At 71.8% G+C, this 23,017-nt stretch carries 25 protein-coding genes; 10 read left to right on the plus strand and 15 right to left on the minus strand.

Annotation, left to right across the window (positions count from 1 at the left end; genetic code table 11):
- The first annotated feature begins 52 nt into the window (after positions 1-52).
- From ACLJOU_RS32735 to ACLJOU_RS32745, 3 genes are read left to right on the plus strand one after another with little or no spacing between them, the layout of a single operon-like run.
- The gene (locus ACLJOU_RS32735; protein WP_410572971.1) at positions 53-622 is read left to right on the plus strand and encodes a TetR/AcrR family transcriptional regulator; all 570 of its coding nucleotides are present in this window, start codon (positions 53-55) and stop codon (positions 620-622) included.
- Positions 619-1,761, plus strand: coding sequence for a GDSL-type esterase/lipase family protein (locus ACLJOU_RS32740; protein WP_410572889.1), 1,143 nt, complete (start codon positions 619-621; stop codon positions 1,759-1,761). Before ACLJOU_RS32735 ends, ACLJOU_RS32740 begins: the two co-directional genes overlap by 4 nt.
- A 17-nt stretch (positions 1,762-1,778) precedes the next feature.
- Complete coding sequence (locus ACLJOU_RS32745; RefSeq protein WP_191307248.1) at positions 1,779-2,189, plus strand: PPOX class F420-dependent oxidoreductase; 411 nt, start codon at positions 1,779-1,781, stop codon at positions 2,187-2,189.
- 151 nt (positions 2,190-2,340) lie between these two features.
- Here the strand turns inward: ACLJOU_RS32745 and ACLJOU_RS32750 are convergent, their stop codons facing one another.
- Genes ACLJOU_RS32750 through ACLJOU_RS32780 form a run of 7 tightly spaced genes read right to left on the minus strand, consistent with a single transcriptional unit; the run spans position 2,341 to position 8,431 of the window.
- Positions 2,341-2,904 (minus strand): hypothetical protein, encoded by a 564-nt coding sequence (locus ACLJOU_RS32750; RefSeq protein ID WP_410572891.1) that lies wholly within the window; start codon positions 2,902-2,904, stop codon positions 2,341-2,343.
- Positions 2,901-4,244 carry a hypothetical protein gene (locus ACLJOU_RS32755; RefSeq protein ID WP_410572893.1) on the minus strand — a complete coding sequence of 448 codons (1,344 nt, stop codon included), beginning with the start codon at positions 4,242-4,244 and terminating at the stop codon, positions 2,901-2,903. Before ACLJOU_RS32755 ends, ACLJOU_RS32750 begins: the two co-directional genes overlap by 4 nt.
- A complete protein-coding gene (locus tag ACLJOU_RS32760; protein WP_410572895.1) occupies positions 4,238-5,029 on the minus strand; it encodes an ABC transporter ATP-binding protein in 792 nt (263 codons plus the stop codon). Before ACLJOU_RS32760 ends, ACLJOU_RS32755 begins: the two co-directional genes overlap by 7 nt.
- 17 nt (positions 5,030-5,046) lie before the next feature.
- Complete coding sequence (locus tag ACLJOU_RS32765) at positions 5,047-5,868, minus strand: zf-HC2 domain-containing protein (protein WP_410572897.1); 822 nt, start codon at positions 5,866-5,868, stop codon at positions 5,047-5,049.
- Positions 5,865-6,422, minus strand: coding sequence for an RNA polymerase sigma factor (locus tag ACLJOU_RS32770; RefSeq protein ID WP_410572899.1), 558 nt, complete (start codon positions 6,420-6,422; stop codon positions 5,865-5,867). The genes ACLJOU_RS32765 and ACLJOU_RS32770 overlap by 4 nt, the downstream gene beginning before the upstream one ends.
- A 54-nt stretch (positions 6,423-6,476) precedes the next feature.
- Positions 6,477-7,409, minus strand: coding sequence for a MazG family protein (locus tag ACLJOU_RS32775; RefSeq protein ID WP_410572901.1), 933 nt, complete (start codon positions 7,407-7,409; stop codon positions 6,477-6,479).
- The gene (locus tag ACLJOU_RS32780; RefSeq protein WP_410572903.1) at positions 7,406-8,431 is read right to left on the minus strand and encodes a hypothetical protein; all 1,026 of its coding nucleotides are present in this window, start codon (positions 8,429-8,431) and stop codon (positions 7,406-7,408) included. The genes ACLJOU_RS32775 and ACLJOU_RS32780 overlap by 4 nt, the downstream gene beginning before the upstream one ends.
- Before the next feature lie 85 nt (positions 8,432-8,516).
- Here ACLJOU_RS32780 and ACLJOU_RS32785 point away from each other — a divergent pair, with 85 nt between their 5' ends.
- Positions 8,517-8,924: a hypothetical protein gene (locus ACLJOU_RS32785; protein ID WP_410572905.1), complete on the plus strand. Its 408-nt coding sequence runs from the start codon at positions 8,517-8,519 to the stop codon at positions 8,922-8,924.
- On the opposite strand, the gene ACLJOU_RS32790 is transcribed toward ACLJOU_RS32785, so the two are convergent.
- From ACLJOU_RS32790 to ACLJOU_RS32805, 4 genes are all read right to left on the minus strand, one after another.
- Positions 8,908-9,069 (minus strand): DUF397 domain-containing protein, encoded by a 162-nt coding sequence (locus tag ACLJOU_RS32790; RefSeq protein ID WP_410572907.1) that lies wholly within the window; start codon positions 9,067-9,069, stop codon positions 8,908-8,910. The genes ACLJOU_RS32785 and ACLJOU_RS32790 overlap by 17 nt on opposite strands.
- Positions 9,059-9,898: a helix-turn-helix domain-containing protein gene (locus ACLJOU_RS32795; RefSeq protein WP_410572909.1), complete on the minus strand. Its 840-nt coding sequence runs from the start codon at positions 9,896-9,898 to the stop codon at positions 9,059-9,061. Before ACLJOU_RS32795 ends, ACLJOU_RS32790 begins: the two co-directional genes overlap by 11 nt.
- Positions 9,899-10,022: 124 nt before the next feature.
- Positions 10,023-13,577 (minus strand): transcription-repair coupling factor, encoded by a 3,555-nt coding sequence (gene mfd / locus ACLJOU_RS32800; RefSeq protein ID WP_410572973.1) that lies wholly within the window; start codon positions 13,575-13,577, stop codon positions 10,023-10,025.
- 198 nt (positions 13,578-13,775) lie between these two features.
- On the minus strand, positions 13,776-14,693 hold the full coding sequence (locus ACLJOU_RS32805; RefSeq protein ID WP_410572911.1) for an LLM class flavin-dependent oxidoreductase: 918 nt from the start codon (positions 14,691-14,693) through the stop codon (positions 13,776-13,778).
- A gap of 74 nt (positions 14,694-14,767) precedes the next feature.
- Between ACLJOU_RS32805 and ACLJOU_RS32810 the strand changes: the two genes are divergently transcribed.
- A complete protein-coding gene (locus ACLJOU_RS32810; RefSeq protein WP_410572913.1) occupies positions 14,768-15,541 on the plus strand; it encodes a helix-turn-helix domain-containing protein in 774 nt (257 codons plus the stop codon).
- Between the two features lie 15 nt (positions 15,542-15,556).
- Here ACLJOU_RS32810 and ACLJOU_RS32815 read toward each other — a convergent pair whose 3' ends face one another.
- A complete protein-coding gene (locus ACLJOU_RS32815) occupies positions 15,557-16,153 on the minus strand; it encodes a class I SAM-dependent methyltransferase (RefSeq protein ID WP_410572915.1) in 597 nt (198 codons plus the stop codon).
- Positions 16,154-16,305: 152 nt separating this feature from the next.
- Here ACLJOU_RS32815 and ACLJOU_RS32820 point away from each other — a divergent pair, with 152 nt between their 5' ends.
- The 3 genes from ACLJOU_RS32820 to ACLJOU_RS32830 all read left to right on the plus strand — a co-directional run bounded on the left by ACLJOU_RS32820 (position 16,306) and on the right by ACLJOU_RS32830 (position 19,305).
- Entirely contained in the window at positions 16,306-17,403 is a 1,098-nt protein-coding gene (locus ACLJOU_RS32820) for a sensor histidine kinase (protein ID WP_410572975.1), read from the plus strand.
- The gene (locus ACLJOU_RS32825) at positions 17,400-18,056 is read left to right on the plus strand and encodes a response regulator (RefSeq protein ID WP_410572917.1); all 657 of its coding nucleotides are present in this window, start codon (positions 17,400-17,402) and stop codon (positions 18,054-18,056) included. The genes ACLJOU_RS32820 and ACLJOU_RS32825 overlap by 4 nt, the downstream gene beginning before the upstream one ends.
- A gap of 67 nt (positions 18,057-18,123) precedes the next feature.
- Entirely contained in the window at positions 18,124-19,305 is a 1,182-nt protein-coding gene (locus ACLJOU_RS32830; protein WP_410572919.1) for a PQQ-dependent sugar dehydrogenase, read from the plus strand.
- 218 nt (positions 19,306-19,523) lie between these two features.
- Here ACLJOU_RS32830 and ACLJOU_RS32835 read toward each other — a convergent pair whose 3' ends face one another.
- Complete coding sequence (locus ACLJOU_RS32835; protein ID WP_410572921.1) at positions 19,524-20,252, minus strand: SDR family NAD(P)-dependent oxidoreductase; 729 nt, start codon at positions 20,250-20,252, stop codon at positions 19,524-19,526.
- Between the two features lie 36 nt (positions 20,253-20,288).
- On the opposite strand from ACLJOU_RS32835, the gene ACLJOU_RS32840 reads away from it, so the two are divergent.
- Complete coding sequence (locus tag ACLJOU_RS32840) at positions 20,289-20,681, plus strand: NUDIX hydrolase (protein ID WP_410572977.1); 393 nt, start codon at positions 20,289-20,291, stop codon at positions 20,679-20,681.
- A complete protein-coding gene (locus ACLJOU_RS32845) occupies positions 20,678-21,070 on the plus strand; it encodes an NUDIX hydrolase (protein WP_410572923.1) in 393 nt (130 codons plus the stop codon). Before ACLJOU_RS32840 ends, ACLJOU_RS32845 begins: the two co-directional genes overlap by 4 nt.
- A 126-nt stretch (positions 21,071-21,196) precedes the next feature.
- On the opposite strand, the gene ACLJOU_RS32850 is transcribed toward ACLJOU_RS32845, so the two are convergent.
- Both ACLJOU_RS32850 and ACLJOU_RS32855 read right to left on the minus strand, forming a co-directional pair.
- Positions 21,197-21,790 (minus strand): TetR family transcriptional regulator, encoded by a 594-nt coding sequence (locus ACLJOU_RS32850; RefSeq protein ID WP_410572979.1) that lies wholly within the window; start codon positions 21,788-21,790, stop codon positions 21,197-21,199.
- A 95-nt stretch (positions 21,791-21,885) separates the two neighbouring features.
- On the minus strand, positions 21,886-22,851 hold the full coding sequence (locus ACLJOU_RS32855; RefSeq protein WP_410572924.1) for an acyl-CoA desaturase: 966 nt from the start codon (positions 22,849-22,851) through the stop codon (positions 21,886-21,888).
- Positions 22,852-23,017: the final 166 nt, after the last annotated feature.

Below are 23,017 nucleotides of genomic sequence, written 5' to 3' on the forward strand. Positions count from 1 at the left end.
CTAAAGCCTTTAGGTTGATCTACCCTGGCTTTAGGCGAACGGGAGAAGGATGATGGTCAGAGCGGGCTTGACCACGGAACGCGTGGTGCGCGCCGGCGCGGAGCTGGCCGACGAGGCGGGCTTCGACCGGCTGACGCCGTCGGAGCTGGCCCGGCGGCTCGGTGTCCAGGTCGCCAGCCTGTACTCGCACGTCAAGAACGCCCACGACCTGCGGGTCAAGGTCGCGCTGCTGGCGCTGGCCGAGCTCGCCGACCGGGCCGCCGCCGCGCTCGCGGGGCGCGCCGGGCGGGACGCGCTCGTCGCCTTCGCCGACGTCTACCGCGACTACGCCCGCGAGCACCCCGGCCGGTACGCGGCGGCGCAGCTGCGGCTCGACCCGGAGACCGCCGCGGCGAGCGCCGGTCCCCGGCACGCCGAGATGATGCGCGCCATCCTCCGCGGCTACGACCTGACCGGGCCGGACGAGACACACGCCGTGCGGCTGCTCGGCAGCGTCTTCCACGGGTTCGTCGGCCTCGAAAGCCAGGGCGGGTTCGACCACAGCGCACCGGCGGCGCCGGAAAGCTGGGTCCGCATCCTCGCCGTCCTCGATTCCCTTCTGCGTGATTGGCCACGGTCGTGATCGACATCCCCCTGACCAGCGACGTCGTCCGCGGCGCCCTCGAACTCGAACGCACCGGGCGCGGCCTGGTGCCGCACCGGCTGCCGGCTCGCGCGCGGGCGCAGAACAGCGACCCGCGGCTGGCCATGGCCGAAGCGCAGCCCGCGGGCGTGCGGCTGCGGTTCCGGACCCGGGCGGACGTCGTCGAGCTGGCGACGCTGCCGACCAAGCAGGTGTACGCCGGTGCCCCGCCGCGGCCGGACGGCGTGTACGACCTGCTCGTCGACGGCGAGCTCACCGCCCAGGCGAGCGCGTCCGGCGGCAACGTCCTGAATGTCGACATGGCGACCGGGGCGTCCTCGCTCACGACGGGTTCGCCCGGGGTCGTGCGGTTCGCCGGGCTGGGCGGGCACGCCAAGGACGTCGAACTCTGGTTGCCGCACAACGAACTCACCGAGCTGATCGCGCTGCGCGCCGACGCACCGGTCGAGACGTTGCCCGAGCGCCGGGTGTGGCTGCACCACGGCAGCTCGATCAGCCACGGCTCGAACGCGGCGAGCCCCGCGACGACGTGGCCCGCTCTCGCCGCCACCGCCGCCGGTGTCGACCTGGTGAACCTCGGGTTCAGCGGCAACGCGCTGCTCGACCCGTTCACCGCGCGTGCCCTGCGCGACACGCCGGCCGACCTGATCAGCGTCAAGCTGGGGATCAACGTGGTCAACGCGGACCTGATGCGCCTGCGCGCGTTCGGGCCCGCCGTGCACGGGTTCCTCGACACGATCCGCGACGGCCACCCGGGCACCCCGCTCGTCGTCGTCTCACCGCTGTACTGCCCGATCCACGAGCGGACGCCCGGCCCGGGCGACTTCGACCACGAGGCACTGGCCCGCGGCGAGGTCCGGTTCCGCGCGACCGGCGACCCGGCCGAGCGGGCGACGGGCAAGCTGACGCTGGAGGTCATCCGGGAGGAGCTGGACCGGATCGTCACGCAGCGGCAGGCGTCGGACTCGCACCTGCACTACCTCGACGGCCGTTCGCTGTACGGCGAGGCGGATTTCGCGGACCTGCCGCTGCCGGACGACCTCCACCCGAGCCCGGCGGCCCACCGCCGGATCGGGGCCCGGTTCGCCTCGCTGGTCCTTGACTTCAAGGCCGCTTGAAGTCCGAGACTGCGGACATGTTCACCGAAGCAGAACTCGCCTACCTCGCCGCCCAGCCGCTGGGCCGGCTGGCGACCCAGCAGCCGGACGGAACCCTCCAGGCCAACCCGGTCGGCTTCCGCTACAACCCGGACGAGCAGACCATCGACGTCACCGGGCACAACCTGCGCAACAGCAAGAAGTTCCGCAACATCGCGACGCACGACCGCGTGGCGTTCGTCGTCGACGACCTGCCGTCGACGAACCCGTGGCGCGTCCGGTGCCTGGAGATCCGCGGCCGCGCGGAGGCGCTGGTGGGGGTGAACCTGCCGGACAACCACTTCGACGACGCGGTGATCCGGATCCACCCGGAACGCATCCTCGCCTTCGGCGTCGAGGACTGGGACCGGGAGCCCCTGGAACTGGAGACGAACATCCGCAACGTGTGACCGTCCAAGCGCCCCAATGTGGCCTTCGGTGCGTCTCGCGCACCCAAAGCGGCCTTCGGTGCGTCTCACGCACCCAAGGCGGCCTTCGGTGCGTGAGACGCACCCAATGTGGCCTTGGGTGCGTCTCACGCAACCAATGTGGCCTTGGGCGCTAGCGGCGGCCGCCCCAGGTGGTGTACGCCGCCGCTCCGGTGGCCGCCAGGATCGCCGCCGTCCAGGTGGCCGCCGGGGTTTCGGGGGGTTGCAGGAGCCAGGCCGCGACGCGGCTCAGCGTCGAGGTGTCGACCGGGACGAACGGGCTGACCGCCGACCAGGCCAGCGGGAGCGTCCAGCCGAACTGGCCGCCCGCGATCGTGGCCGCCAGGCCGGCCAGCCCCGCCAGGCCGGCCGCGTCGCGGACGATGACCGATCCCGCGACCGTCGACAGGCCCAGTTCCTGCACCCCCAGCACCACCGCGCCGGCCACGACCGCGATCAGCGCCAGGTGGGCGAACCGCCGGACCGGCCACGGCCGGGCCGCGGTGCGGTCGAGGTCGGGGTCCTGGCCGCTGAGCCCGATCGCCGCCAGCGCGACCGCCACGGTCAGCGCCAGCGCGGCGGGCACCCCGCCCCAGGCGTCCCGGGCCAGGAACCACACCCCGGACGTCGCCACCAGCAGCGCCCCGAACGCCGCCGGCAGCTGCCGCGAGCGGGCGTACAGCATCGCCCACCTCATCGGGGCACCAGCGTTTCGAGCGGATCGCCGTGGCACGTCAGCAACGCCTGGCGCAGGGCGGCGATCCGGGCGGACCGGATGTCCGCGGGCAGGGCGCGGAACCGCGTCCACACCTGGTCGACCGGGCCCAACTGGCTTCGGAACCACCGCCCGGAGGACTCGGGCAGGGGTTTCAGCTGCCCGGTGAAGTAGGCCGCCGCGATCATCCGGGCGCCGGTGTCGGACACGCTGGGTGCGCTCGGCCGTTCGCAGGACGGCACGCCGACCCCGGACAGCACCGCCACCCGCAGGTCGCTCGCGTCGGCCGTGAGGAGTTCGTCGTTGCGCTGGAAGTCGAGCAGGACGACCCCCGGGTCACGCGGGGGACGGTCGACCGGCGAACTGGGCGCCACCTGCTCCTCGACCCGCGTCGGCGCGCCGGGGACTTTCGCCAGCATCGCGAGCGCTTCGCGGCCTGGGCCGGCCAGCGCGGCCAGCCTGTCGCGGTGCAGTTCGGTCACGCAGACCGGCCCGTCGCACACTTTCCGGGCGGCGACCGGGTCGGCCGCGAAGACGTCCGCGGGGAACAACGGCAGCGCGACGGCGACTCCGGCGGCCAACGGGAGCAGGCTCAGCAGCCGCGCTCGCCCGGAGTGCACCGACAGCAGCAGGAACCCGGTGACGGCGAGGCCGAGGAACCACACGGCCTGCCCGGCGTCGAGTGCTCCGGCGGTCGTCACCATCGAGCCCCGCGGCGCGGCCAGCGCCGGTGCCAGCGGACCGGCCCAGCGCGGCAGCACGGGGTCCAGGCCGTCTTCGAGCGAAATCCAGCAGAGGACCGACCCGACGAAAGCGAGCGCGGCGAGCCCGGGCGCGGTCAGCGGGTGCGGCAGCAGCCGGCCGACGGCCAGCCCGAGCCAGCCACCGGCGACCACGCCGAGCACCCCGACGGCCAAGACGGGGACGAAGGCGGCCGAGACGAACCCGTCGTGGGCGAGCACTTCGGCGACGCCGACGCCGAACACGACCAGGTAGCCGAGCCCGGTCAGCGCACCGACGGCACCGGCGAGCCGGACCGCCCGCTGCCACGCGGGCCGCGGTGTGGTGGCGAGGAGTTCGGTCATGCCGGAACGGCTGTCGCGCATGCCCTGGATGGCCCCGGCACCGATCACGACGGGCCAGAGGAACTGCAGCAGGTACCGGACCCACACTGCCGTCGTGGTCGTGTTCACGGACCAGGCGGCGGGGATCTTCCACCACGGCCCGGAGAGGAGGAACAGGTACGCGAGCGCGAAGACGACGAGCGCGAGACCGGCCCAGGGCGCGATCGAGCGCCGGAGTTCGATGCGGAAGATCACCATTCCCCCTTGCCGGGATCGTGGTTCAGCAGCGCCGAATAGCCGCGCTCGATCGGGCTGTCGCCGACGTGCTCGAGGGTGCCCGCGGCCGCCAGCCCGTCCGGCGTGCCCTGGAACACGAGCTTCCCCGCCGCGAACAGCACGACGTCCGTGCAGGCGGCGGCGACGTCCTCCACCAGGTGCGTCGAGATGACGACGCAGGAGTCGCGGCCCAGTTCCTGGACCAGCTCGCGGAACCGGACCCGCTGCGCCGGGTCGAGGCCCGCCGTCGGCTCGTCGAGGAGCAGGATGTCCGGATCGTTGACGATCGCCTGCGCGATGCCCACCCGGCGCACCATGCCGCCCGACAGCGTCTTCATGCGGTCGTCCGCGCGGTCGGCCAGGCCGACCCGCTCCACCGCCCGCTGGACCGCGTCCGGGATGTCCTCTTTGGACATCTCCTTGAGCCAGGCCAGGTACTCGACGAACTCGCGCACGGTGAACCGCTTGTAGTACCCGAAGTTCTGCGGCAGGTACCCGAGCCGGCGTCGCAGCTCACGCCGGCTACCCGACCCGCCGAGCAGCGTGAGCCGACCCGACGCCGGCCGCAGCACGGTGGCCAGGGCCCGGATGAGGGTCGTCTTGCCGGCGCCGTTCGGGCCGAGCAGCCCGTGGACGCCCTTCCCGAGGGACAGGTCCAGCCCGTCCACGGCCATCTTCCGCCGCCCGACCCGCACCTTCAGCGCTTCCGCCTGGATTTCCCAGGCGTAGCTCGCCGGTGCGACCTCGGCGGCCCCCACTGCGCGCATGCTTCCTCCCTGAAGACCTAGTGACGTGCGCCGAGCCGGGTGAACGCCGCCCCGCGCAGGGCGACGACCACCGTGGTCAGCACGAAGATCCCGGCCCAGACCGGCAAGGCGCCGGTGCCGAGCGAAAACGCCTGTTCCCGCTGGACGAGCGCGGGGACGACGATGATCGCCACCCACACGGCGACCAGCGCGTACGCCGCCCGGCTGACGCCGATCAGCCCGCCGAGCGCGAGGGTGCCGGTGGTGAAGGCCAGGCTCGGCAGCAGCCAGAGCGCGGCCGCGGTGCCGCTCAGCCACCCGGCGACCCCGAGCACCGGCAGGACGACGAGGAGCACCGCGACCGTCCGCCGGACGACGAGGTAGAGACCGGCCCGCGCGGTCGCGGTGACGACCTCGTAGGCCGGATCCAGCCCTCGCGCCCACGCCACGGCGACCCCGAGGACCGGGAGGACGGGGGCGAAGAGCTGGACGGCGGCCACGTCGAGGACGGCGCGCCAGACGCTGTCGAGCAGGACTGCGGCCAGCGTGACGGCCACGATCATCACCAGCCACGGCCCCATCGCCGGGGTGATCCAGGTATCGAGCCACCGGTGCCGGCGGCGGCGTTTCGGGGCGGGTCGGGTGTAGGGCTCGTGGAAGGGACCGCTCGGGAGCACGACATCGACCGAAAGCCGGCTCCAGACCAGGTCGACCACGGGCTGGACCGGCGCGACTTCGGCGAGCCGCGCCCGGCAGTGCCGGCACGTTTCGAGGTGGGCTTCGAGACCCCACAGCTGGTCACCCGGGAGGTCATCACCCGCCACGTAGGCGGCGATCAGCCGCTCCGGCGCATGGTTCACGACAGTGCCTCCCGCAATGCGATCCGGGCCCGCCGGGCGCGGGTCTTCACCGTTCCCTCCGGCAGGCCCAGCAGGACCGCCGTCTCGCGAACCGTCAGGCCGTCCAGCACCATGGCCTGCAGCACCGCCCGCAGCTCCGGGGCCAGGTCGCGCAGGGCCGCTCCGACCTCGTCGCCGATCGTGGCCGCCAGTAGCTCCTCCTCGGCCGCCGCCACCGGGGCGACGTCCAAGGCCATTTCCGGGGGTGGCTGGGCGTGGTGGGCCCGGCGGCGGAACGCGTCGACCAGCCGGCGGGCCGCGATCGTCCACAGCCAGCCGACCGCGCTGCCCCCGGTGGCCGCCCCGGCGAACGACTCCGCCGCCCGCCAGACCGCCAGGTACGTCTCCTGCATGACCTCCGCGACGATCTGCTCGTCGGCGCACCGGCGGCGCAGGCGCACGGCGAGCCACGGCGACGTGCGGCGGTAGAGCTCCTCGAACGCCGCGCGGTCGCCACGGGCCGTGCGCCGGACGAGGTGCTCCTCGTCTGCGGTCTCCAGTGACGTCTGCCTCACACCCAGCTAGACGCCGGCTGATCGGAAACGGTTCTCAGTCAGCTGTGATCCGGGTCACACCACACGTGCGGGCCAGAACTTCCGCCAGCCGTCGGCTTCCAGGGTCGTCGGCTCGAGGCCGGCGTCGCGGGCGGCCTGCTCGGCGGCCCGGATGTCCTTCGCGAACTGCTTCGCCACGGCCCTCAGCTCACCCTCGGCGTCGACACCCGCCCGGCGCGCGGTGGCCGCGATGCGGAACAGCTGAGCCGGGGCCCCGGCGCCTTCGGGGAACAGATCGAGCGGGATGCCCGCGCGCCCGGAACGCTGCCCCAGCTTGCCCGCCAGCGCGGCCGCCGGCTGCCCGAGGGCCACGCCGTCCACAATGGACCGACGTTGCTTCTCGCGCTGCTTCAGCTCTTCCCACTTGACGTTCTGGTGCTCGACGGTGTGCACCTCGTCGGCGTCGGCGAAGACGTGCGGGTGCCGGCCGACCAGCTTCGCGACCAGCGCCGCGGCGACGTCGTCGATGTCGAACGGGTCGTCCGCGTCCTCCGCCGCCACCCGCGCGTGGAACAGCACCTGCAACAGGACGTCGCCGAGCTCTTCGCGCAACGCCTCGCGGTCGCCTTCTTCGATGGCGTCGACCAGCTCGTAGGTTTCCTCGACCAGGTACTGCCGCAGCGAATCGTGCGTCTGCACCGCGTCCCACGGGCAGCCGCCCGGCGAGCGAAGCCGGTCCATCACGTCGGCGGCCTCGACCAGCGGCGGCACCGGCGTCTCGATGACCTCGGCGCCGGTCGCGATGAGCAGCGACGCCGCGGGCTCGTCGCGGGACCCGGCGAGCAGCACGACGTCCTTGAGCGAAGGTGCGTCGATGACGGCCGGGACGCCGAACGCGGCCGGATCGACGTCCGTGGCCGCGTACACGGCCGGTGATTCACGCAGGATCTTCAGTGCCGCACCGGGCAGCGTCGTCCCGCGGACGACTACGACGACACCCGTGCTCACTGCTGCGCGCGCGCAGCACTGCGAATGGGCAGCACGACGCCCTGGGTGGCGCCGGAGTTCGGCACGAGGTTCATGCCCACAACATCCCACACGCCGTACCGCGGGTTGACGCGCAGGCCGCTCTGGCCGAGGTAGGGCTGCAGCAGCCGGGTGCCGATCGCGGTCAGCTGCGCGTCGGTCGGCTTCTGCGCTTCCTGGTCGGCCGGCACGGCCTTGTCGGTGCCGCGGGCGCGGATGACGAAGACGAACCAGTCCGGGCTCTGCGGCTTCTGCGCCTGGAAGACGACGACGCTGTTCTTTTCGGAGCCGAACAGCGCGGTCTGCGCCAGGCCGGGGTACTGCGCGGCGCCGAACAGTTCGGCGAGCTGACCCGCCGAGTACCCGCCGGGGCCGGGCGCGCCGGTCTGCTGGGCCTGCTGCGCTTCCTTCTGCGCCTCCTGGACGACCCCCTGGACCTTGCCGGGGTCGTCGGCGAACTCCTTCGCGAGGTCGAACGCGCGGGTGCGGGCCGCCTGGTCGTTGTCGCCGGTCGCGCTGATGCCGACGTAGTCCGCGCCGACCGACAGCTTCGGCAGCACCTTGCGGGCGAGCTCCTGCTCGAGGACGACGTCGCCCGCGACCTCGTTGCGGTCGCGCAGCTTCGAGACGATCTGCGTGACGGCGACCTGGTCGCCCTGCCCGGTGTCGGTGACCGGCCCCGGCGTCAACTGCGCGGCCAGCCCGGCGACCTTCGCCTGGTCGGCGACGAGGTTCTCCTGCGCGGCCGCGCGGGCGGTGAGCTCGTGGAGGACGTCCTGCCGGACGATCTCGCGGCCCAGCACGTCGAGCTTGTGCTCGCGTGCGAGCTTCTGCGCGTACGGGTGGTCGCGGACGGCCTGGTCGATCATCGACTGGACCTGGTCGAGCGACACCGACCGATCGCCGACGACGACGGCGCTGCCGACCTGGCTGGGGCCCGAGCCGCACCCGGCGAGCAGAAGTGCACCGGCAACGACCGCGACCAGCGCGCGAGGGCGCCCCATGATCCGCATCACAGGCCATACCCTCTCACACCATCGCCCCCGAAACGCAACACCCATGGGGTCCGGGCGGCGGTAATGTCGACTTATGGACCAATGGCTGACCATCGAAGTGTTCGACGGGGAGCATTCGGCTTCGCTGTGGCGCCTGGCTCAAGGGGACGCGCTCACCGAAGCGGCGCTGACGAACGGCGCTGAGCAGTGGGTTTGGCACGAGCACCGGTGGGGCGTGGTGCTGGAGATCGAGTTTTCGACCGAGGAGCGGCGAGACGCGTTTCGCGAGCTGCCGGTCGTGACGGCGGCCCTCGACGCGGTCCCGGACCCGACGCGCGGGCTGCTGGTGTACCCGGGAAGGGGTGGGGGCGCCGGATCGCGGATGCCCAGGACGCCCCGGCCGTTGCCGATGGCGGGGGCCGGGGCGGTTCCGGTACCGGTCGAGTCGGTGCGGATGGGGCTGGCGGAGGCGTTGCCGCCGATGTTCAGCGAAGTTTGCTGAGCAGTTCACGCCAGGTTGCGGTGGAGGCGGTGAGGGTGCCGCCTTCAGGGTCCTTGGTGTCCCGGATCAGGACAGGGCGGTCGAGGGCCACCTCGACACAGTCGCCTTGACTGCTGTAGGTGCTCTTGCGCCACTTAGCGAGCATCTGCTCCTCCGATGAGGTCGGCGATGAATTGCTTCGATTTTGCCTCATCGAGGGCCTTGGCTTCCAGGCTACGCAGTACTTTTCGGTAAGCCTTGATCTCCTGCGGTTCTTCCAGGTACAGCGAGGTCACCTCGCTTTCTATGCAGACCACCGGCTGGTACGAGCCCGACTCCATCATCTGGAAATGCCCAGCCGATGCGGCATGCCCACCCAGTCTTGCGGGGACGATCCGGACGGTTGTGTTCTGCTGAGCGGATACCCGCAAGAGCTGCCTGAGCTGGCCGGTCATCACGCTGGAAGAGCCGACCGGGAGGAGAAGCACGAATTCGTGCAGGAAGAACCGGAACCGCACGTGCGGCCGGGCGAGGATTGCCTGCCGCGACAGCCGGGCGAATATGTGCTCATCGAGCTTGTCGGGATCCGGCTGGTTACCCATCTCGATCGCCAAGTTGCGGGCGTAGTCGCCTGTTTGCAGCAATCCCGGCACCACGTTCGCCTGGAAAACCGCGATGGCATCGGCATGCTCCTCGAGACCGATCAGAGTACGGATGTTTTCGGAGCGCTCGAGGAGGCCTGGCTTGCGCATTTCGTCGCCCATCGCCATCAGCGCGCGGTATTCCTCACCCCGGAACCCGAGCGTCGTCAGGAAGCGGGCCAGATGCACCGGATCGGGCCGGGCGCGGCCGCGGGTCACCGACGATACCCACTGCGCGCTCATCTCCAGGCGCCGGGACATTTCCCGGACGCCCCAGCCCTTTTCCGCCATGCGCTCAAGGAGCCGTTCGCCCAGCTGCCGGGCCCGGATGTTCGGCTCGCGATATTCCGCCATGCGCGGAACCTAGAACCTCCACGGCGAGAAACCCAGGCGCCACAACGGAAAGTCCCCCGATGTGGCGCCGGGTGTCCAGCGCTCGTTACACCGCCACCCTAATCCGCCGCCCTAAACAGCCACCCTAAACAGCCGCCGGTTTCTTCGTCAGCTGGAGCAGCAGCTTCGTGCACCACTCCAACAGCTCTTCGTCCCGCAACGTCGGCGCGCCGATCCGGCCGCCGGCCGGGCCTTCCGTCGGCTTGGGCACCGAGACCGTGTTCGTCACCGCCTTGTACACCGCCTTCGGGTACAGCCGCTTCAACCGGACCATCTGCGAATCCAACAACGGCAGCGGCGCGAAGCGGATCGTGTTGCCCTGGACCGCCACCTCCGTCACGCCCGCTTCACGACACGTGTGCCGGAAGCGAGCCACCGCCAGCAGCCGGTTCACCGGCGCGGGCGGCTGGCCGTAGCGGTCGATGAGCTCTTCGCGGACCGCATCGAGCCCCTCCGCGTCCGGTGCCGCCGCGATCTTGCGGTACGCCTCCAGGCGCAACCGCTCCCCGGGCACGTAGTCGTGCGGGATGTGCGCGTCGATCGGGAGGTCGACGCGGACTTCCGCCAACTCCACTTCCTCCGTCGGCTCCGCACCCGCGTGCCGCCGGAACGCGTCGACCGCCTCGCCGACCAGGCGCACGTACAGATCGAACCCGACGCCCGCGATGTGCCCCGACTGCTCCGCGCCGAGGATGTTGCCCGCGCCGCGGATCTCCAGGTCCTTCATCGCGACCGCCATGCCCGCGCCGAGCTCGGTGTTCTGGGCGATCGTCGCCAGGCGGTCGTGCGCGGTCTCCGTCAGCGGGGCTTCCGGCGGGTACAGGAAGTACGCGTACCCGCGCTCCCGGCCTCGCCCGACGCGGCCGCGCAACTGGTGCAGCTGCGCGAGACCCAGCAGGTCACCGCGCTCGACCAGCAGCGTGTTGGCGTTCGAGATGTCGAGCCCGGTCTCGACGATCGTCGTGCACACCAGGACGTCGTACTCGTTTTCCCAGAAGCCCTGGATGATCTTCTCGAGCTTCTCCTCGTTCATCTGGCCGTGCGCGGTGACGACCCGGGCCTCCGGCACCAGCTCGCGGATCCGCCGCGCCGCCTTCTCGATCGACGACACCCGGTTGTGGACGTAGAAGACCTGGCCGTCGCGCAGGAGCTCCCGGCGGATCGCCGCGCCGACCTGCTTGTCGTCGTACGCGCCGACGTACGTGAGGATCGGGTGGCGGTCTTCCGGCGGGGTCAGGATCGTCGACATCTCGCGGATGCCGGCCAGGGACATCTCCAGCGTGCGCGGGATCGGGGTCGCCGACATCGTCAGCACGTCGACGTGCGTGCGCAGCGCCTTGATGTGTTCCTTGTGCTCGACGCCGAAGCGCTGCTCCTCGTCGACGATCACCAGCCCGAGGTCCTTGTAGCGGATACCCGTCTGCAGCAGGCGGTGCGTGCCGATGACGATGTCGACCTCGCCCGCGGCCAGCTGCTCCAGGATCAGGTCGGACTCGGTCTTGTTCGTGAAGCGGGACAGGCCCTTGATCGTCACCGGGAACGAGCGCATGCGCTCGTGGAAGGTGTTCAGGTGCTGCTGGGCGAGCAGGGTCGTCGGCACCAGCACCGCGACCTGCTTGCCGTCCTGGACCGCCTTGAACGCCGCCCGGACCGCGATCTCCGTCTTGCCGTAGCCGACGTCACCGCAGATGACGCGGTCCATCGGGACGCCGCGTTCCATGTCGGCCTTGACCTCGTCGATGGCGGCGAGCTGGTCGTTCGTCTCCGTGAACGGAAAGGCGTCCTCCAGCTCGTGCTGCCACGGCGTGTCCGAGCCGAACGCGTGCCCGGGCGCGGCCTGGCGCGCGGCGTAGAGCTGGACGAGCTCCGCGGCGATCTCCTTGACCGCCTTCTTGGCCTTGGCCTTGGTGTTCTTCCAGTCCGACCCGCCCAGCTTGTTGAGCGTGGGCAGTTCGCCGCCGACATAGCGGGAGACTTCGTCGAGCTGGTCGGTGGGCACGAACAGCCGATCACCCGGGTGGCCGCGCTTCGACGACGCGTACTCCAGGAGCAGGTACTCGCGGGTGGCGCCGGCGACGGTCCGCTGGACCATCTCGACGAACCGGCCGATGCCGTGCTGGTCGTGCACCACGTAGTCGCCGGCCTTCAGCGCCAGCGGGTCGACCGCGTTGCGCCGCCGGGACGGCATCTTGGTGTTCAGGTCCTTTGTGGACGTCCCGGCGCCCGCGCCGCGGCCGGTGAGGTCCGCTTCGCTCAGCACGACCAGGGCGCGCTCGGGCGAGACGAACCCGTCGGTGAGGCCGCCGCAGGTGACCGTGACCATGCCCGCGGCCGGGGCGTCCTCGAGCCCGTCGCCGGCCTGGGTCGCCGGGACGTCGGCGCCCGTGAGCTGCTCGACCGCGCGGGCGGCGGTGCCGTGCCCGGCGACGACGAGCACCGCCGTGCCGCCCGCGGCCGTGTGGGCGCGCAGGTCGGCCATCGCGCGCTCGAGCTCGCCACGATAAGCGGGCGCGGCCTCGACCGAGACGCGGTAGACGTCCGGGTCTTCGCTGGTCAGCTGGGTGAGCGTCCACCAGGCACGCTTGGTGTCCTGTGCGTGGGAGGCGATCTCGTCGAGCCCCCGGTACGCCGACGCACCGAGGTCGATCGGGGCCTGGCCACCCGCCGCGGCCGTCGTCCAGGACGCTTCCAGGAACTCCTGGCCGGTGCGGACGAGGTCGGCGGCGCGGGCGCGGATCTTCTCCGGGTCGGTGAGCAGGACGTGGGTGCCGGCCGGCATCGCGTCGGTGAGCAGCTCCAGCTCGCCCTCGCAGAGGACCGGAATCAACGCTTCCATGCCCTCGACCGGGATGCCGTCGGCGAGCTTGGTGAGCATCTCGGCCAGGTGCGCGTCGGCCTCGTACGTCTTCGCCAGCTCCGCGGCCTTCTCCTTGACCGGCCGGGTGAGCAGCAGCTCGCGGCACGGCGGCGCGGTGACCCGCGGGATGTCGCCGCGCAGCGACCGCTGGTCGGAGACCGCGAACGCGCGGATCTCGCTGACTTCGTCGCCCCAGAACTCCACCCGGACGGGGTGCTGCGCGGTCGGCCCGAACAGGTCGAGGATGCCGCCGCGGACGGCGAACTCCCCGCGCTTCTCGACCATGTCGACGCGGGTGTACGCCAGTTCGACCAAGCGTTCCAGCAGCTCGTCGAACGGGGTCTCCTCGCCGACGACGAGGTCGATCGGCTGCAGCGAGCCGAGGCCGGGGGCCATGGGCTGGATCAGGCTGCGGACGGTGGCGACGACGACGCGCAGGTCGTCCGCGCCCGTCTTCAGTCGGTGCAGCACCTCGAGGCGGCGGCCGACGGTGTCCGCGCGCGGGGAGAGGCGCTCGTGCGGAAGGGTCTCCCAGCTGGGGAAGTCGGCGACCCGGCCGTCGCCGACGAGGGCTTTGAGGGCCGCGGTCAGCTCGTCGGCCTCCCGGCCGGTGGCGGTGACGGCGAGGACGGGCTTGGCCGCCCCGGCGTCGGCGGCGATGGCGGCGGCGACGAGCTGCCGGGCGGCGATCGGGCCCTGCAGCTCGAGCAGCGGCGCGCCGGCGCGCTCGACCACGCCGCGCAGCGCCGGGTCGGGAAGGATGGCGGTGAGGAGTCCGGACAGTGGAGCGTCGGTCACGGTCCCAGCCTACGTGCCACCCCCGACAGGTTTCCGGTCACGGCGCCTCGCGCCCCGAGCGCCCCATGTCGCGTCGGTCGCGCCCCGAGCGCCCCAATGTGGCCTTCGGTGCGTCTGACGCACCGAAGGCCGCCTTGGGTGCGTGTGACGCACCGAAGGCCGCCTTGGGGTGCTGGCAGCTGGTCAAGAGCGCAGCAGGTTCACCACCTCCGCGACGCGGGGCAGCTGCTCGTCGAACACTTTCGGGTCCGTGCTCGCGATGCGCAGCAGGAAGTGCTCCACCCCTTCGTACTTCCGCAGCTGCGCGGCCACTTCCGCGGCACTGCCGCTCACCTGCATCTGGATGCCCTGGACGAACGCCGCCGGGCGGCCGTAGTTGCGCAGGCAGTATTCCTCCAGCAGCTCGCTCCCGCGGACCGGGTCGTCCTCCACCAGGACCGTCGCGAAGAGGGCCGGGGTCACCGGGCGGGAGGCCGTCGCGCGGATCCGGGCCAGGCCGGTGCCGTAGTCCGCCGGGTCCGGCGGGTAGGGCAGCCAGCCGTCGTACAGCCGGCCGGCCCGCTCCAGCGCGCCCGGCGTGTACGCCGCCAGCCACACCGGCGGGCCGCCCGGCCGGGCCGGGGCCGGGAACACCGGCAGCGAGTCGTGGTGCAGCACCGAGCCGTGGAAGGACTCCGCGCCGCTCCAGGCCGCGCGCCAGAGCGCCACGATGTCGTCCAGCCGGGCCCGGCGGCGCTCCCACGGGACGCCCGCGAACGCGAACTCCGGTTCGCTGCGCCCGGCGAACCCCGCCCCGACGGCCACCGTGAGACGGCCTTCGCTGAGCAAGTCGATCGACAGCAGCTGGTTCGCCGTCAGGATCGGGTTGCGCAGGGCCGGGAGCAGCGCGGACGTCCCCAGGGTCACCCGGGACGTCCGGGCGGCGAAGGCGGCGAGGAGCGCGAGCGCGTCCAGCGGCGCCCGGGCGAGGGTGTCGCCGACCCAGACGGAGTCGAGGCCGAGTTCTTCCGCTTCGACGGCGGTCGCGACCAGCTCGGGCGCGGTCCGCCCGGCGTCGAGGATGGGCTGGTAGGTCGGGATGACCAGGCCGTAGTTCGTCATGGCGGCAGCGTCGCGGAACCGGGGTATGCCCTCAATTCCCCGCGGGGAATGGACGCCGCGAGCAGGATGGCCCCGTGGACTTCGGAACGGCGCTCAAGGACTGGCGCACCCGGCGGCGGCTCAGCCAGCTCGACCTGGCGCTGCGCGCGGGCACGACGCAGCGGCACGTCAGCTTCATGGAGAGCGGGCGTTCGGTCCCCGGCCGCGGGATGGTCCTGCGCGTCGCCGAGTCCCTGGAACTGCCCCTGCGCGAGCGCAACGGCCTGCTCCACGCGGCCGGCTACGCGCCGACGTACCCCGAAACGCGTCTGGACGACCCGGCGATCCAGCCGGTCCTCGACGGCCTCCGGCGGCTGCTCGACGGCCACCGGCCCTACCCCGCGATCGTGGTCGACCGGTACGGCGTGCTGGTCGCGGCGAACGACGGGTTCCGGCTGCTCACCGAGGGTGCCGCGCCGGAGCTCCTGCGCGAACCGGTGGACACGCTGCGGCTGGCGCTGCACCCGGACGGGATGGCGCCGCGCGTGGCCAACCTCGACGACTGGGCGCGGCACATCCTCGAGCGTCTCCGCAACGACCTGGCCCGCACCCCGGACGACCGGCTGGCGGCGCAGCTCGCGGAGCTGGCGGGGTATCTGCCACCGCCGTCCCCGCCGGGACCGGAGCACCTGGGGTTCGCGGTCCCGGTCCGGCTGGCGACTTCCGTCGGGGAGCTGCGGCTGATCACGGCGATCACGACGTTCGCGACCGCCGCGGACGTGACCGTGTCGGAACTGAAGCTGGAAACCTTCCTGCCCGCGGACGCCGAGACTGCGGAACGGCTTCAGCGCAGCAACGCCGCCGTGTGACCCATCGCGGGCGCCTCAAGCAAGGGCCGCAGCAGGGTGTCCACGCCGAGCCCTTCCCACCGCCACCGGCAGGGCCGCGCGGTACACGAACGCCGGTGGCAGGTTCCCCCACACCACCTTCGTGCGCTCCACCACCGCGAAGCGGCTTCGCAGCGACGCCGCGAAGCGCCGCGCCGGTGGCGTCCACGCCGCGTGGGTGTATGCGAACGTCGTGAACCGGCCGTTCGGGGCCAGGGCCGCGGTGACCGCGGCCAGGGTGCGCTGCTGCCGGGCCGTGGTCATCGCCGTCCACGGCAGACCCGAGACCACCACATCTACGCCCTCGAGAGCCAGGTGTTCCGCCGCACCCGTGACGACGTCGACCTGCGGGAAGCGCTCGCTCAAGGACGCCGCGAAACGCGGGTTGATCTCGAAAGCCGTCAAGCGCGCTTCGGGACGCAGCAACGCGAGGATCGCTTCGGTGAACACGCCGGTGCCCGGCCCGAGCTCCGCGACGCACGACGCGTGTTCCAGGCCGAGGCCCGCCGTCATCTCTTCGGCCAGCCGTGGCGAGCTCGGGGCGATCGCGCCGGTCAGCACGGGGTGGCGGAGGAATTCTCTGGTGATCGACATGGCGCCGACGTTAGGAACGGGCCGGGTCGCCGCGAGTCCGCCGGATCGGCCGTCCGTGTCCTCCCGCAGGAGGACGGGAACCGGCCGCACGACCGACGCCACGGGCGGGGTCCCGGCGCTACGTTCGGGGGGTGGAACGGCTCGTCGTGTGGATGCGCAAGCACCGGTGGACGGTGGACCTGCCGCTGTACGCGGTGTTCGTCTTCCTCGCCCCGAACTGGGTGGGCCCGGCTTCGTGGCCCGTGCGGGCCATCCCGATGCTGTTCCTGCTGCCCCTGCTGGTGCGCCGCCGGTTCCCGCGGACGGTCACCTCCCTCGTCCTCGCCGGCGCCCTGGTCACTTACAGCACCGAAATCTGGGCCTACGACCGCGGCCGCGCGGAGCTGGGCATGGCGGTCGTCCTCTTCACCCTCGTGCAACGCGGTGACCGCCGGTCCGCGGCGCTGACCACCGCCGCGATCCTGGCCCTGGACGTGGTGTGGGGGTTCCGCTGGGGCCCGTTCACCCAGAACCCGACCCTCACGATCGTGGGGATCGTGCCCCTGCACTTCGCGGCCTGGGCACTCGGGGAGTTCTTCCGCGCCAAGGCCCAGCTGACCGCCGAAGAGGAGAAGCGCGACGAAGCCCAGACCCGCGCGGCCGTCGCCGAGGAGCGCACCCGGATCGCGCGCGAGCTGCACGACGTCCTGGCGCACAGCATGAGCGTCATCGTGCTGAACGCCGAAGGCGCGAAGCTGGCCCGGCACCGGGATCCCGACGCCGTCGACCGCACGCTGGACACGATCGTCCACACGGGCCGCGACGCGCTGGCCGAGCTGCGGCGGCTCCTCGAAGTGCTGCACGCCGGTCAGGCGGCGCGCAGTCCCCAGCCGACGCTCGCCGGACTGCGCGAGCTCGTCGACCAGTCCGGCCGGGACGTCACCCTCGACGTCACCGGCGACCCGGGCGCGCTGCCCGCGAGCGCCGCGCTGCAGGCGTACCGGATCGTCCAGGAGGCACTCACCAACATGATCAAGCACGCCCCGGCCGACGCGACGGGCCGCGTCGGCGTTGCCTACCAGCCGCCCGAGGTCCGGATCGAGGTGACGAACACCGGCGGCCACGCGCAGCCGGCGCCGACGCTGCCGTCGTCCGGACGCGGGCTGACCGGGATGCGCCAGCGCGTCGAGATGTACCACGGCGAGCTGACCACCGGGCCGCTCCCGGACGGCGGGTACCGCGTGCGCGCGAGCCTGGTGGTGGGCCCGTGACCACCCGGATCCTGCTCTGCGACGACCAGCAGCTGGTGCGCGTCGGCCTGCGGATGATCGTGGAGAGCCAGGACGACCTCGTCGTCGTGGGCGAAGCGGCCGAGGGCGAGGAGGCGGTCGCGCTGGCCCGTCGGCTGCGGCCCGACCTGGTGCTGATGGACGTCCGGATGCCGGTGCTCGACGGCGTCGCGGCGACCGCGCGGATCTGCGCCGAGCTGCCGGACGTGCGCGTCCTGATCATCACGACCTTCGACCTCGACGAATACGCGTACGCGGCGTTGCGCGGCGGGGCCGGCGGGTTCCTGGTGAAGGACGCGCCCGCGGAGGAGATGCTCGTCGCGATCCGGGGCGTGCTGCGGGGCGACTCGATGGTCTCGCCGTCGGTGACGCGGCGGCTGCTCGAGCGGTACCTCGCCGACGACCGCGACCCCGTGGACGCCGCCAAGCTCGCCGCGCTGACCGAACGCGAGAAGGACGTGCTGGGCCTCATCGCGCGGGGGCTGTCGAACAGCGAGATCGCCGCGAAGCTGTACATCGGCGAGACGACGGTGAAGACGCACGTCGGCCGGATCCTGGGCAAGCTGCGGCTGCGGGACCGGGTGCACGCGGTCGTCTTCGCCTACGAGTCCGGGCTGGTGCGGCCGGGGTCCTGAGCGCGCCCCGCCGAGCCGGCCTGCGGACGACACGGCGATTTCACCACCCGGTGGCAGGATGACCCTTATGCGGCGTTCGCTGGGTCTCATCGGTGTGGTGTCCCTGCTGGTCCTGGGCTGCTCCGGGGCGGCGAGCGAACCGGTGCAGAGCGTCCCCCCGGCGGCCACGCCGTCCGCCGCGAGCGGGAAGTTCAAGGTCGAAACGGTGACCGCAGGGCTGGAGCACGGCTGGGACGTCGGCTTCCTGCCCGACGGCGGCATCCTCGTGCCGCAGCGGCCCGGCAAGCTCGCGCTGGTCCGGAACGGGCGGGCCGCCGAGGTGCGCGCCGACTTCTCCGACGTCCTCGTCAAGGGCGAAGGCGGGCTGCTCGGCATGGTCGTCAGCCCCGACTTCGCGACCAGCCGCGAGTTCATCACCTGCCAGGACCACCAGGAGGGCGGCAAGGCCGTCGACATCCGGCTGGTCACCTGGAAGCTGGCCGACGACGGCGCGAGCGCGACGAAGGTGAAGAACCTGCTGACCGGGCTGCCGGTGAACCCGAGCGGACGGCACTCCGGCTGCCGCCCGACGTTCGCCCCGGACGGCGCGCTGCTCGTGGGCACCGGCGACACCGCGAAGTCGACGGTCTCGCAGGACCGCCACTCCCTCGGCGGCAAGGTGCTGCGGCTGGACGCGAAGACCGGGGAACCGTTGCCGGACAACCCGTTCATCACTTCGAGTGATCCGCGCGAACGGCTGATCTACACCTACGGGCACCGCAACGTCCAGGGCGTGGCGATCCGGCCGGGCAGCGGCCAGGTGATCACCGCCGAGCACGGGCCTTCGTTCGACGACGAGGTCAATCTGCTGAAGCCGGGCGGCAACTACGGCTGGGACCCGTCGAAGGGCGGCACGGACTCGAGCTACGACGAGAGCGTGCCGATGACCGACCTCAAGCGCTTCCCGGACGCGGTGAGTCCATTGTGGACGTCCGGGAAGATCACCGAGGCGATCAGCGGCGACGCCTTCCTGACCGGCGCGCAGTGGGGCAAGGACGACGGCGCCCTCGTCGTGGTGGCGCTCAAGGGCCAGAAGCTGCTGCTGTACCACCTGGACCCCGCGGGCAAGGTCCTCGACGTCACGCTGCCGCCGGAGTTCGACGACAAGTTCGGCCGCCTGCGCGCGGTCCGCAGCGGCCCCGACGGCGCCCTGTACGTGACCACGTCGGACGGGACCGACGACAAGCTGCTGAAGGTCACGCCCGCCTGACCATGAGAAAAGCACGGCCGCCGGGTGCCGTGGACACTTCCGCCGGGCCGGTGGATCGCGGAACATGGTGAGCACCAGAGGTTTCGCCCGCCCCCGACGCGTGTTGGACGCGGTCCGAAGAGAGTTTTCCCGCGGCAGCACCGCGCCGGTCCCCGGGCGCCATCGCCGACCTGGCGCCCGGGGACCGGCATCCACGTCGTCCGGGTTCCGGCCCGGCCCTACTTGCCCAGGTACGCCCCGCCGTTGACGTGCACCACCTGGCCGGTGACGTGGCCGGCGGCCGGGCTCGCGAGGAACGTCACCACGGCCACGACATCGTCCGGCGTGCCCGGGCGCTTGTTCATCGTGTTGCCGATCAGCCACTCGCGACGACGTTCGCTCAGCTGGCCGTGGAAGAACTCGGTGTCGCCGATCAGCCCCGGCGCGACGACGTTCGCAGTGATCCCGCGCGGCCCGAACTCCCGGGCCACGCTGACGTTCCAGCCCTCGACCGCGGCCTTGGCGGCGCCGTAGGACCCGGCGCCGGTGCGCGCGGCGATCGACCCGATGGTGATGATCCGGCCGCCGTCGGCGAGCCGGTCGCGCAGGGCGTGCGTCACCAGCGCGGCACTGACCACATTGGACCGCAGATTCCGCTCGAACGCCGCCGCGAAGCCGGCGAGGCCGGTTTCGCCCTCGCTGTCGAGGAAATCGGTGTTGCCACCGGCGTTGTTGACGAGGACGTCGACGCGGTCCGGCAACTCCGCCAGTGCGGCTTCGACGGCCGCGGGATCGGCGGCGTCGAACACGACGGGCCGCGCACCCGCGAGCGTCGCGGCCTCGGCGAGCACCGTTTCCCGGCGCCCGGTGATGGTGACGCGCTCGCCGGCCCCGGCGAACGCCGCCGCCACGGCATAGCCGATGCCCGTGCCGCCGCCCGTCACCACGATTTCCCTGTTGTCCGCCATGACCTCGACCTTAGTGCCTAGGATCGGGGCATGAGCGTGATCGACAAGATCGCCTGGATCCACGTGGCCGACGGCCGCGTCCTGGCGGCGCGTTCCCGCGGCAAGGACAAGTTCTACCTGCCCGGCGGCAAGCGCGAACCGGGCGAGTCCGACGCCGAGACGCTGGCCCGGGAGGTCCGCGAGGAACTCGGCGTGGAGATCGACACCGAGTCGATCAGCCCGGCGGGGGTGTTCGAGGGCCAGGCCCACGGGCAGGCGGAGGGCACGACGGTCCGCACCACGGCCTACGCGGCGGAGTACCGCGGAGAGCCGCGGGCGTGTGCGGAAATCGAAGAGATCGCGTGGCTCGGGTACGCGGACCGGGACCGGGTTTCGCTGGTGACGCAGCTGGTCTTCGACCACCTGCGTCGCACCGGACAGCTGCGGTGATCGACAAGATCGCCTGGCTCCACCTGGTGGACGGCCGGATCCTCAGCACGCGCTCCCGCGGCAAGGACGTCTATTACCTACCGGGCGGCAAGCGCGAACCCGGCGAGTCCGACGCCGAGACGCTGGCCCGCGAGATCCGCGAGGAACTCGACGTGACGATCGCTCCCGGCTCGATCGCCGCGGCGGGGACGTTCGAGGCCCAAGCGGACGGGCACGCCGCGGGCACGCTGGTGCGGATGACCTGTTACACCGCCGGATACCGCGGTGCGCTGAAGGCGAGCAGCGAGATCGAAGAGGTGGCGTGGCTCGGCTACGCCGACCGCGGCCGGGTCTCCGCGGTGGACCAGCTCATCTTCGACCACCTGCACGAAGCCGGCCTGCTGCGGTGACGGGCGGCGCCCACGCGTCCACGTGGGCCTGGACCACGGCCGCCGACGGCACCTCCGGGTGGGTCGCCGTGATCCGCTGGGCCAGGCCCTGCCTGAGCCGCAGCTGCGCGGCCGTCAGCGCCACGGCTAGGCCAGCCGCAGCTTCGGCTTGTGCTCCAGGTGGGACAACCCGTTCCACGCCAGGTTCACCAAGTGGGCCGCCACTTCGTCGCGCTTGGGCTTGCGTGCGTCCAGCCACCACTGGCCGGTCAGCGCCACCATGCCCACCAGGGCCTGCGCGTACAGCGCGGCCAGCTTCTCGTCGTAGCCGCGGGCCGCGAACTGCTGGGCCAGGATGTGCTCCACCTGGCTCGCGATGTCGTTCAGCACCGTGGAAAACGTGCCCGTCGAGCTCGCCACCGGGGAGTCGCGGACCAGGATGCGGAAGCCGTCGTGGGAATCCTCGACGTAGGACAGCAGGGCCGTCGCCGCCTGCTCCAGCATCGCCCGCGGGTGGCCGCCGTGCAGCGTCGAGATCATCCGGTCGAGCAGCAGCTGCGTTTCGCGGTCGACGACGACCGCGTAGATGCCTTCCTTGCCGCCGAAGTGCTCGTACACCACCGGTTTCGACACGTTGGCGCGGTGGGCGATCTCTTCGATGGACGTGCCGTCGAAGCCCTTCTCGGCGAACAGCGCCCGAGCCACGTTCAGCAGCTGCTGACGCCGCTCGGTGCCGGTCATCCGGACCCGGGTCACCGGGGCGGCCGGACGTGCCCCGGTGACCTGCTGTTCCCGCTTCGAACGTCGTCTCCCCGCCATCGGGGCAGCCTAGTTGACTAGCCCTTTTCCGTGGCGATACGGGCCAGGCGCTGCGGCGTCGGCCAGCGCACGTCGTGCACCCAGCCGAACTTCTCGAAGATCCAGATCAGCCGCGCGGAGATGTCGATCTGGCCGCGCTTGACGCCGTGGCGGGCGGAGGTCGGGTCGGCGTGGTGCAGGTTGTGCCACGACTCGCCGAAGGAGAAGATCGCCAGCGGCCAGAAGTTGGCCGACTTGTCACGGGCGGCGAACGGGCGCTCGCCGATCATGTGGCAGATCGAGTTGACCGACCACGTCACGTGGTGCAGCACGCAGATGCGGACCAGCCCGGCCCAGAAGAACGCCGTCACCGCGCCCCAGAGCGACCACGAGATCAGGCCGCCGAGCAGCGCCGGCAGGGTCAGGCTGATCAGGGCCCACAGCCAGAACAGCTCGTCGACCTTCTTGATGGCCGGGTCCTTGACCAGGTCCGGCGCGAAGCGCTCGGCGTTGGTCTGGTCGCGCTCGAACAGCCAGCCCATGTGCGCGTGCCAGAAGCCCTTGGCGATGGCCCACGGCGTGGTGCCGAACGCCCACGGCGAGTGCGGGTCGCCGTCGCGGTCGGAGAACGCGTGGTGGCGGCGGTGGTCGGCGACCCAGGTGATCACCGGGCCCTGCAGGGCGATGCTGCCCGCGATGGCCATGAACACGCGCAGCCACTGCTTGGCCTTGAACGAACCGTGCGTGAAGTAGCGGTGGTACGACACCGTGATGCCGAGCCCGCTGATCGCGTAGAACACCACGAAGATGCCGACGTCGACCCAGCTCAGTCCCCAGCCCCACGCGAACGGCACCGCGACCAGGAGGGCCACGAGCGGGGCGATCACACCGAAGTAGACCGACAGCTGCACGCCCATGCCGCGCGTGCCTTCGGTGACGGGTTTGGGCCCCTTCGGAGCCGGGGGCTCCCCAGTGGGCTGAGTGCGGTCGAGCGTGGCCGTCATACGCTTCACTTCTTCCTACACGGGCTCACTTGTACCAAGGGCGCCCTAACCTACGATGCCGTAAGTTACGGTACAGGAGGTTCGGGCGGCTGGGGAGAGCCCGAGCTCACACTGCTGTCCGTAACCGGGGTACCCGGCGAACCGGCGCCTAACGCATCCCCCGCGC

The sequence above is a fragment of the Amycolatopsis sp. cmx-4-61 genome, from assembly GCF_046548775.1.
Classification (GTDB): domain Bacteria; phylum Actinomycetota; class Actinomycetes; order Mycobacteriales; family Pseudonocardiaceae; genus Amycolatopsis.

Bases quoted from the DNA above. Each gene is read 5' to 3' on its own strand.
- ACLJOU_RS32735 (WP_410572971.1), top strand. From the start codon at position 53: ATGGTCAGAGCGGGCTTGACCACGGAACGCGTGGTGCGCGCCGGCGCG.
- ACLJOU_RS32745 (WP_191307248.1), top strand. From the start codon at position 1,779: ATGTTCACCGAAGCAGAACTCGCCTACCTCGCCGCCCAGCCGCTGGGC.
- ACLJOU_RS32750 (WP_410572891.1), bottom strand. From the start codon at position 2,904: ATGAGGTGGGCGATGCTGTACGCCCGCTCGCGGCAGCTGCCGGCGGCG.
- ACLJOU_RS32755 (WP_410572893.1), bottom strand. From the start codon at position 4,244: ATGGTGATCTTCCGCATCGAACTCCGGCGCTCGATCGCGCCCTGGGCC.
- ACLJOU_RS32760 (WP_410572895.1), bottom strand. From the start codon at position 5,029: ATGCGCGCAGTGGGGGCCGCCGAGGTCGCACCGGCGAGCTACGCCTGG.
- ACLJOU_RS32780 (WP_410572903.1), bottom strand. From the start codon at position 8,431: ATGGGGCGCCCTCGCGCGCTGGTCGCGGTCGTTGCCGGTGCACTTCTG.
- ACLJOU_RS32785 (WP_410572905.1), top strand. From the start codon at position 8,517: ATGGACCAATGGCTGACCATCGAAGTGTTCGACGGGGAGCATTCGGCT.
- ACLJOU_RS32790 (WP_410572907.1), bottom strand. From the start codon at position 9,069: ATGCTCGCTAAGTGGCGCAAGAGCACCTACAGCAGTCAAGGCGACTGT.
- ACLJOU_RS32795 (WP_410572909.1), bottom strand. From the start codon at position 9,898: ATGGCGGAATATCGCGAGCCGAACATCCGGGCCCGGCAGCTGGGCGAA.
- ACLJOU_RS32805 (WP_410572911.1), bottom strand. From the start codon at position 14,693: ATGACGAACTACGGCCTGGTCATCCCGACCTACCAGCCCATCCTCGAC.
- ACLJOU_RS32815 (WP_410572915.1), bottom strand. From the start codon at position 16,153: ATGTCGATCACCAGAGAATTCCTCCGCCACCCCGTGCTGACCGGCGCG.
- ACLJOU_RS32820 (WP_410572975.1), top strand. From the start codon at position 16,306: ATGCGCAAGCACCGGTGGACGGTGGACCTGCCGCTGTACGCGGTGTTC.
- ACLJOU_RS32830 (WP_410572919.1), top strand. From the start codon at position 18,124: ATGCGGCGTTCGCTGGGTCTCATCGGTGTGGTGTCCCTGCTGGTCCTG.
- ACLJOU_RS32835 (WP_410572921.1), bottom strand. From the start codon at position 20,252: ATGGCGGACAACAGGGAAATCGTGGTGACGGGCGGCGGCACGGGCATC.
- ACLJOU_RS32850 (WP_410572979.1), bottom strand. From the start codon at position 21,790: ATGACCGGCACCGAGCGGCGTCAGCAGCTGCTGAACGTGGCTCGGGCG.
- ACLJOU_RS32855 (WP_410572924.1), bottom strand. From the start codon at position 22,851: ATGACGGCCACGCTCGACCGCACTCAGCCCACTGGGGAGCCCCCGGCT.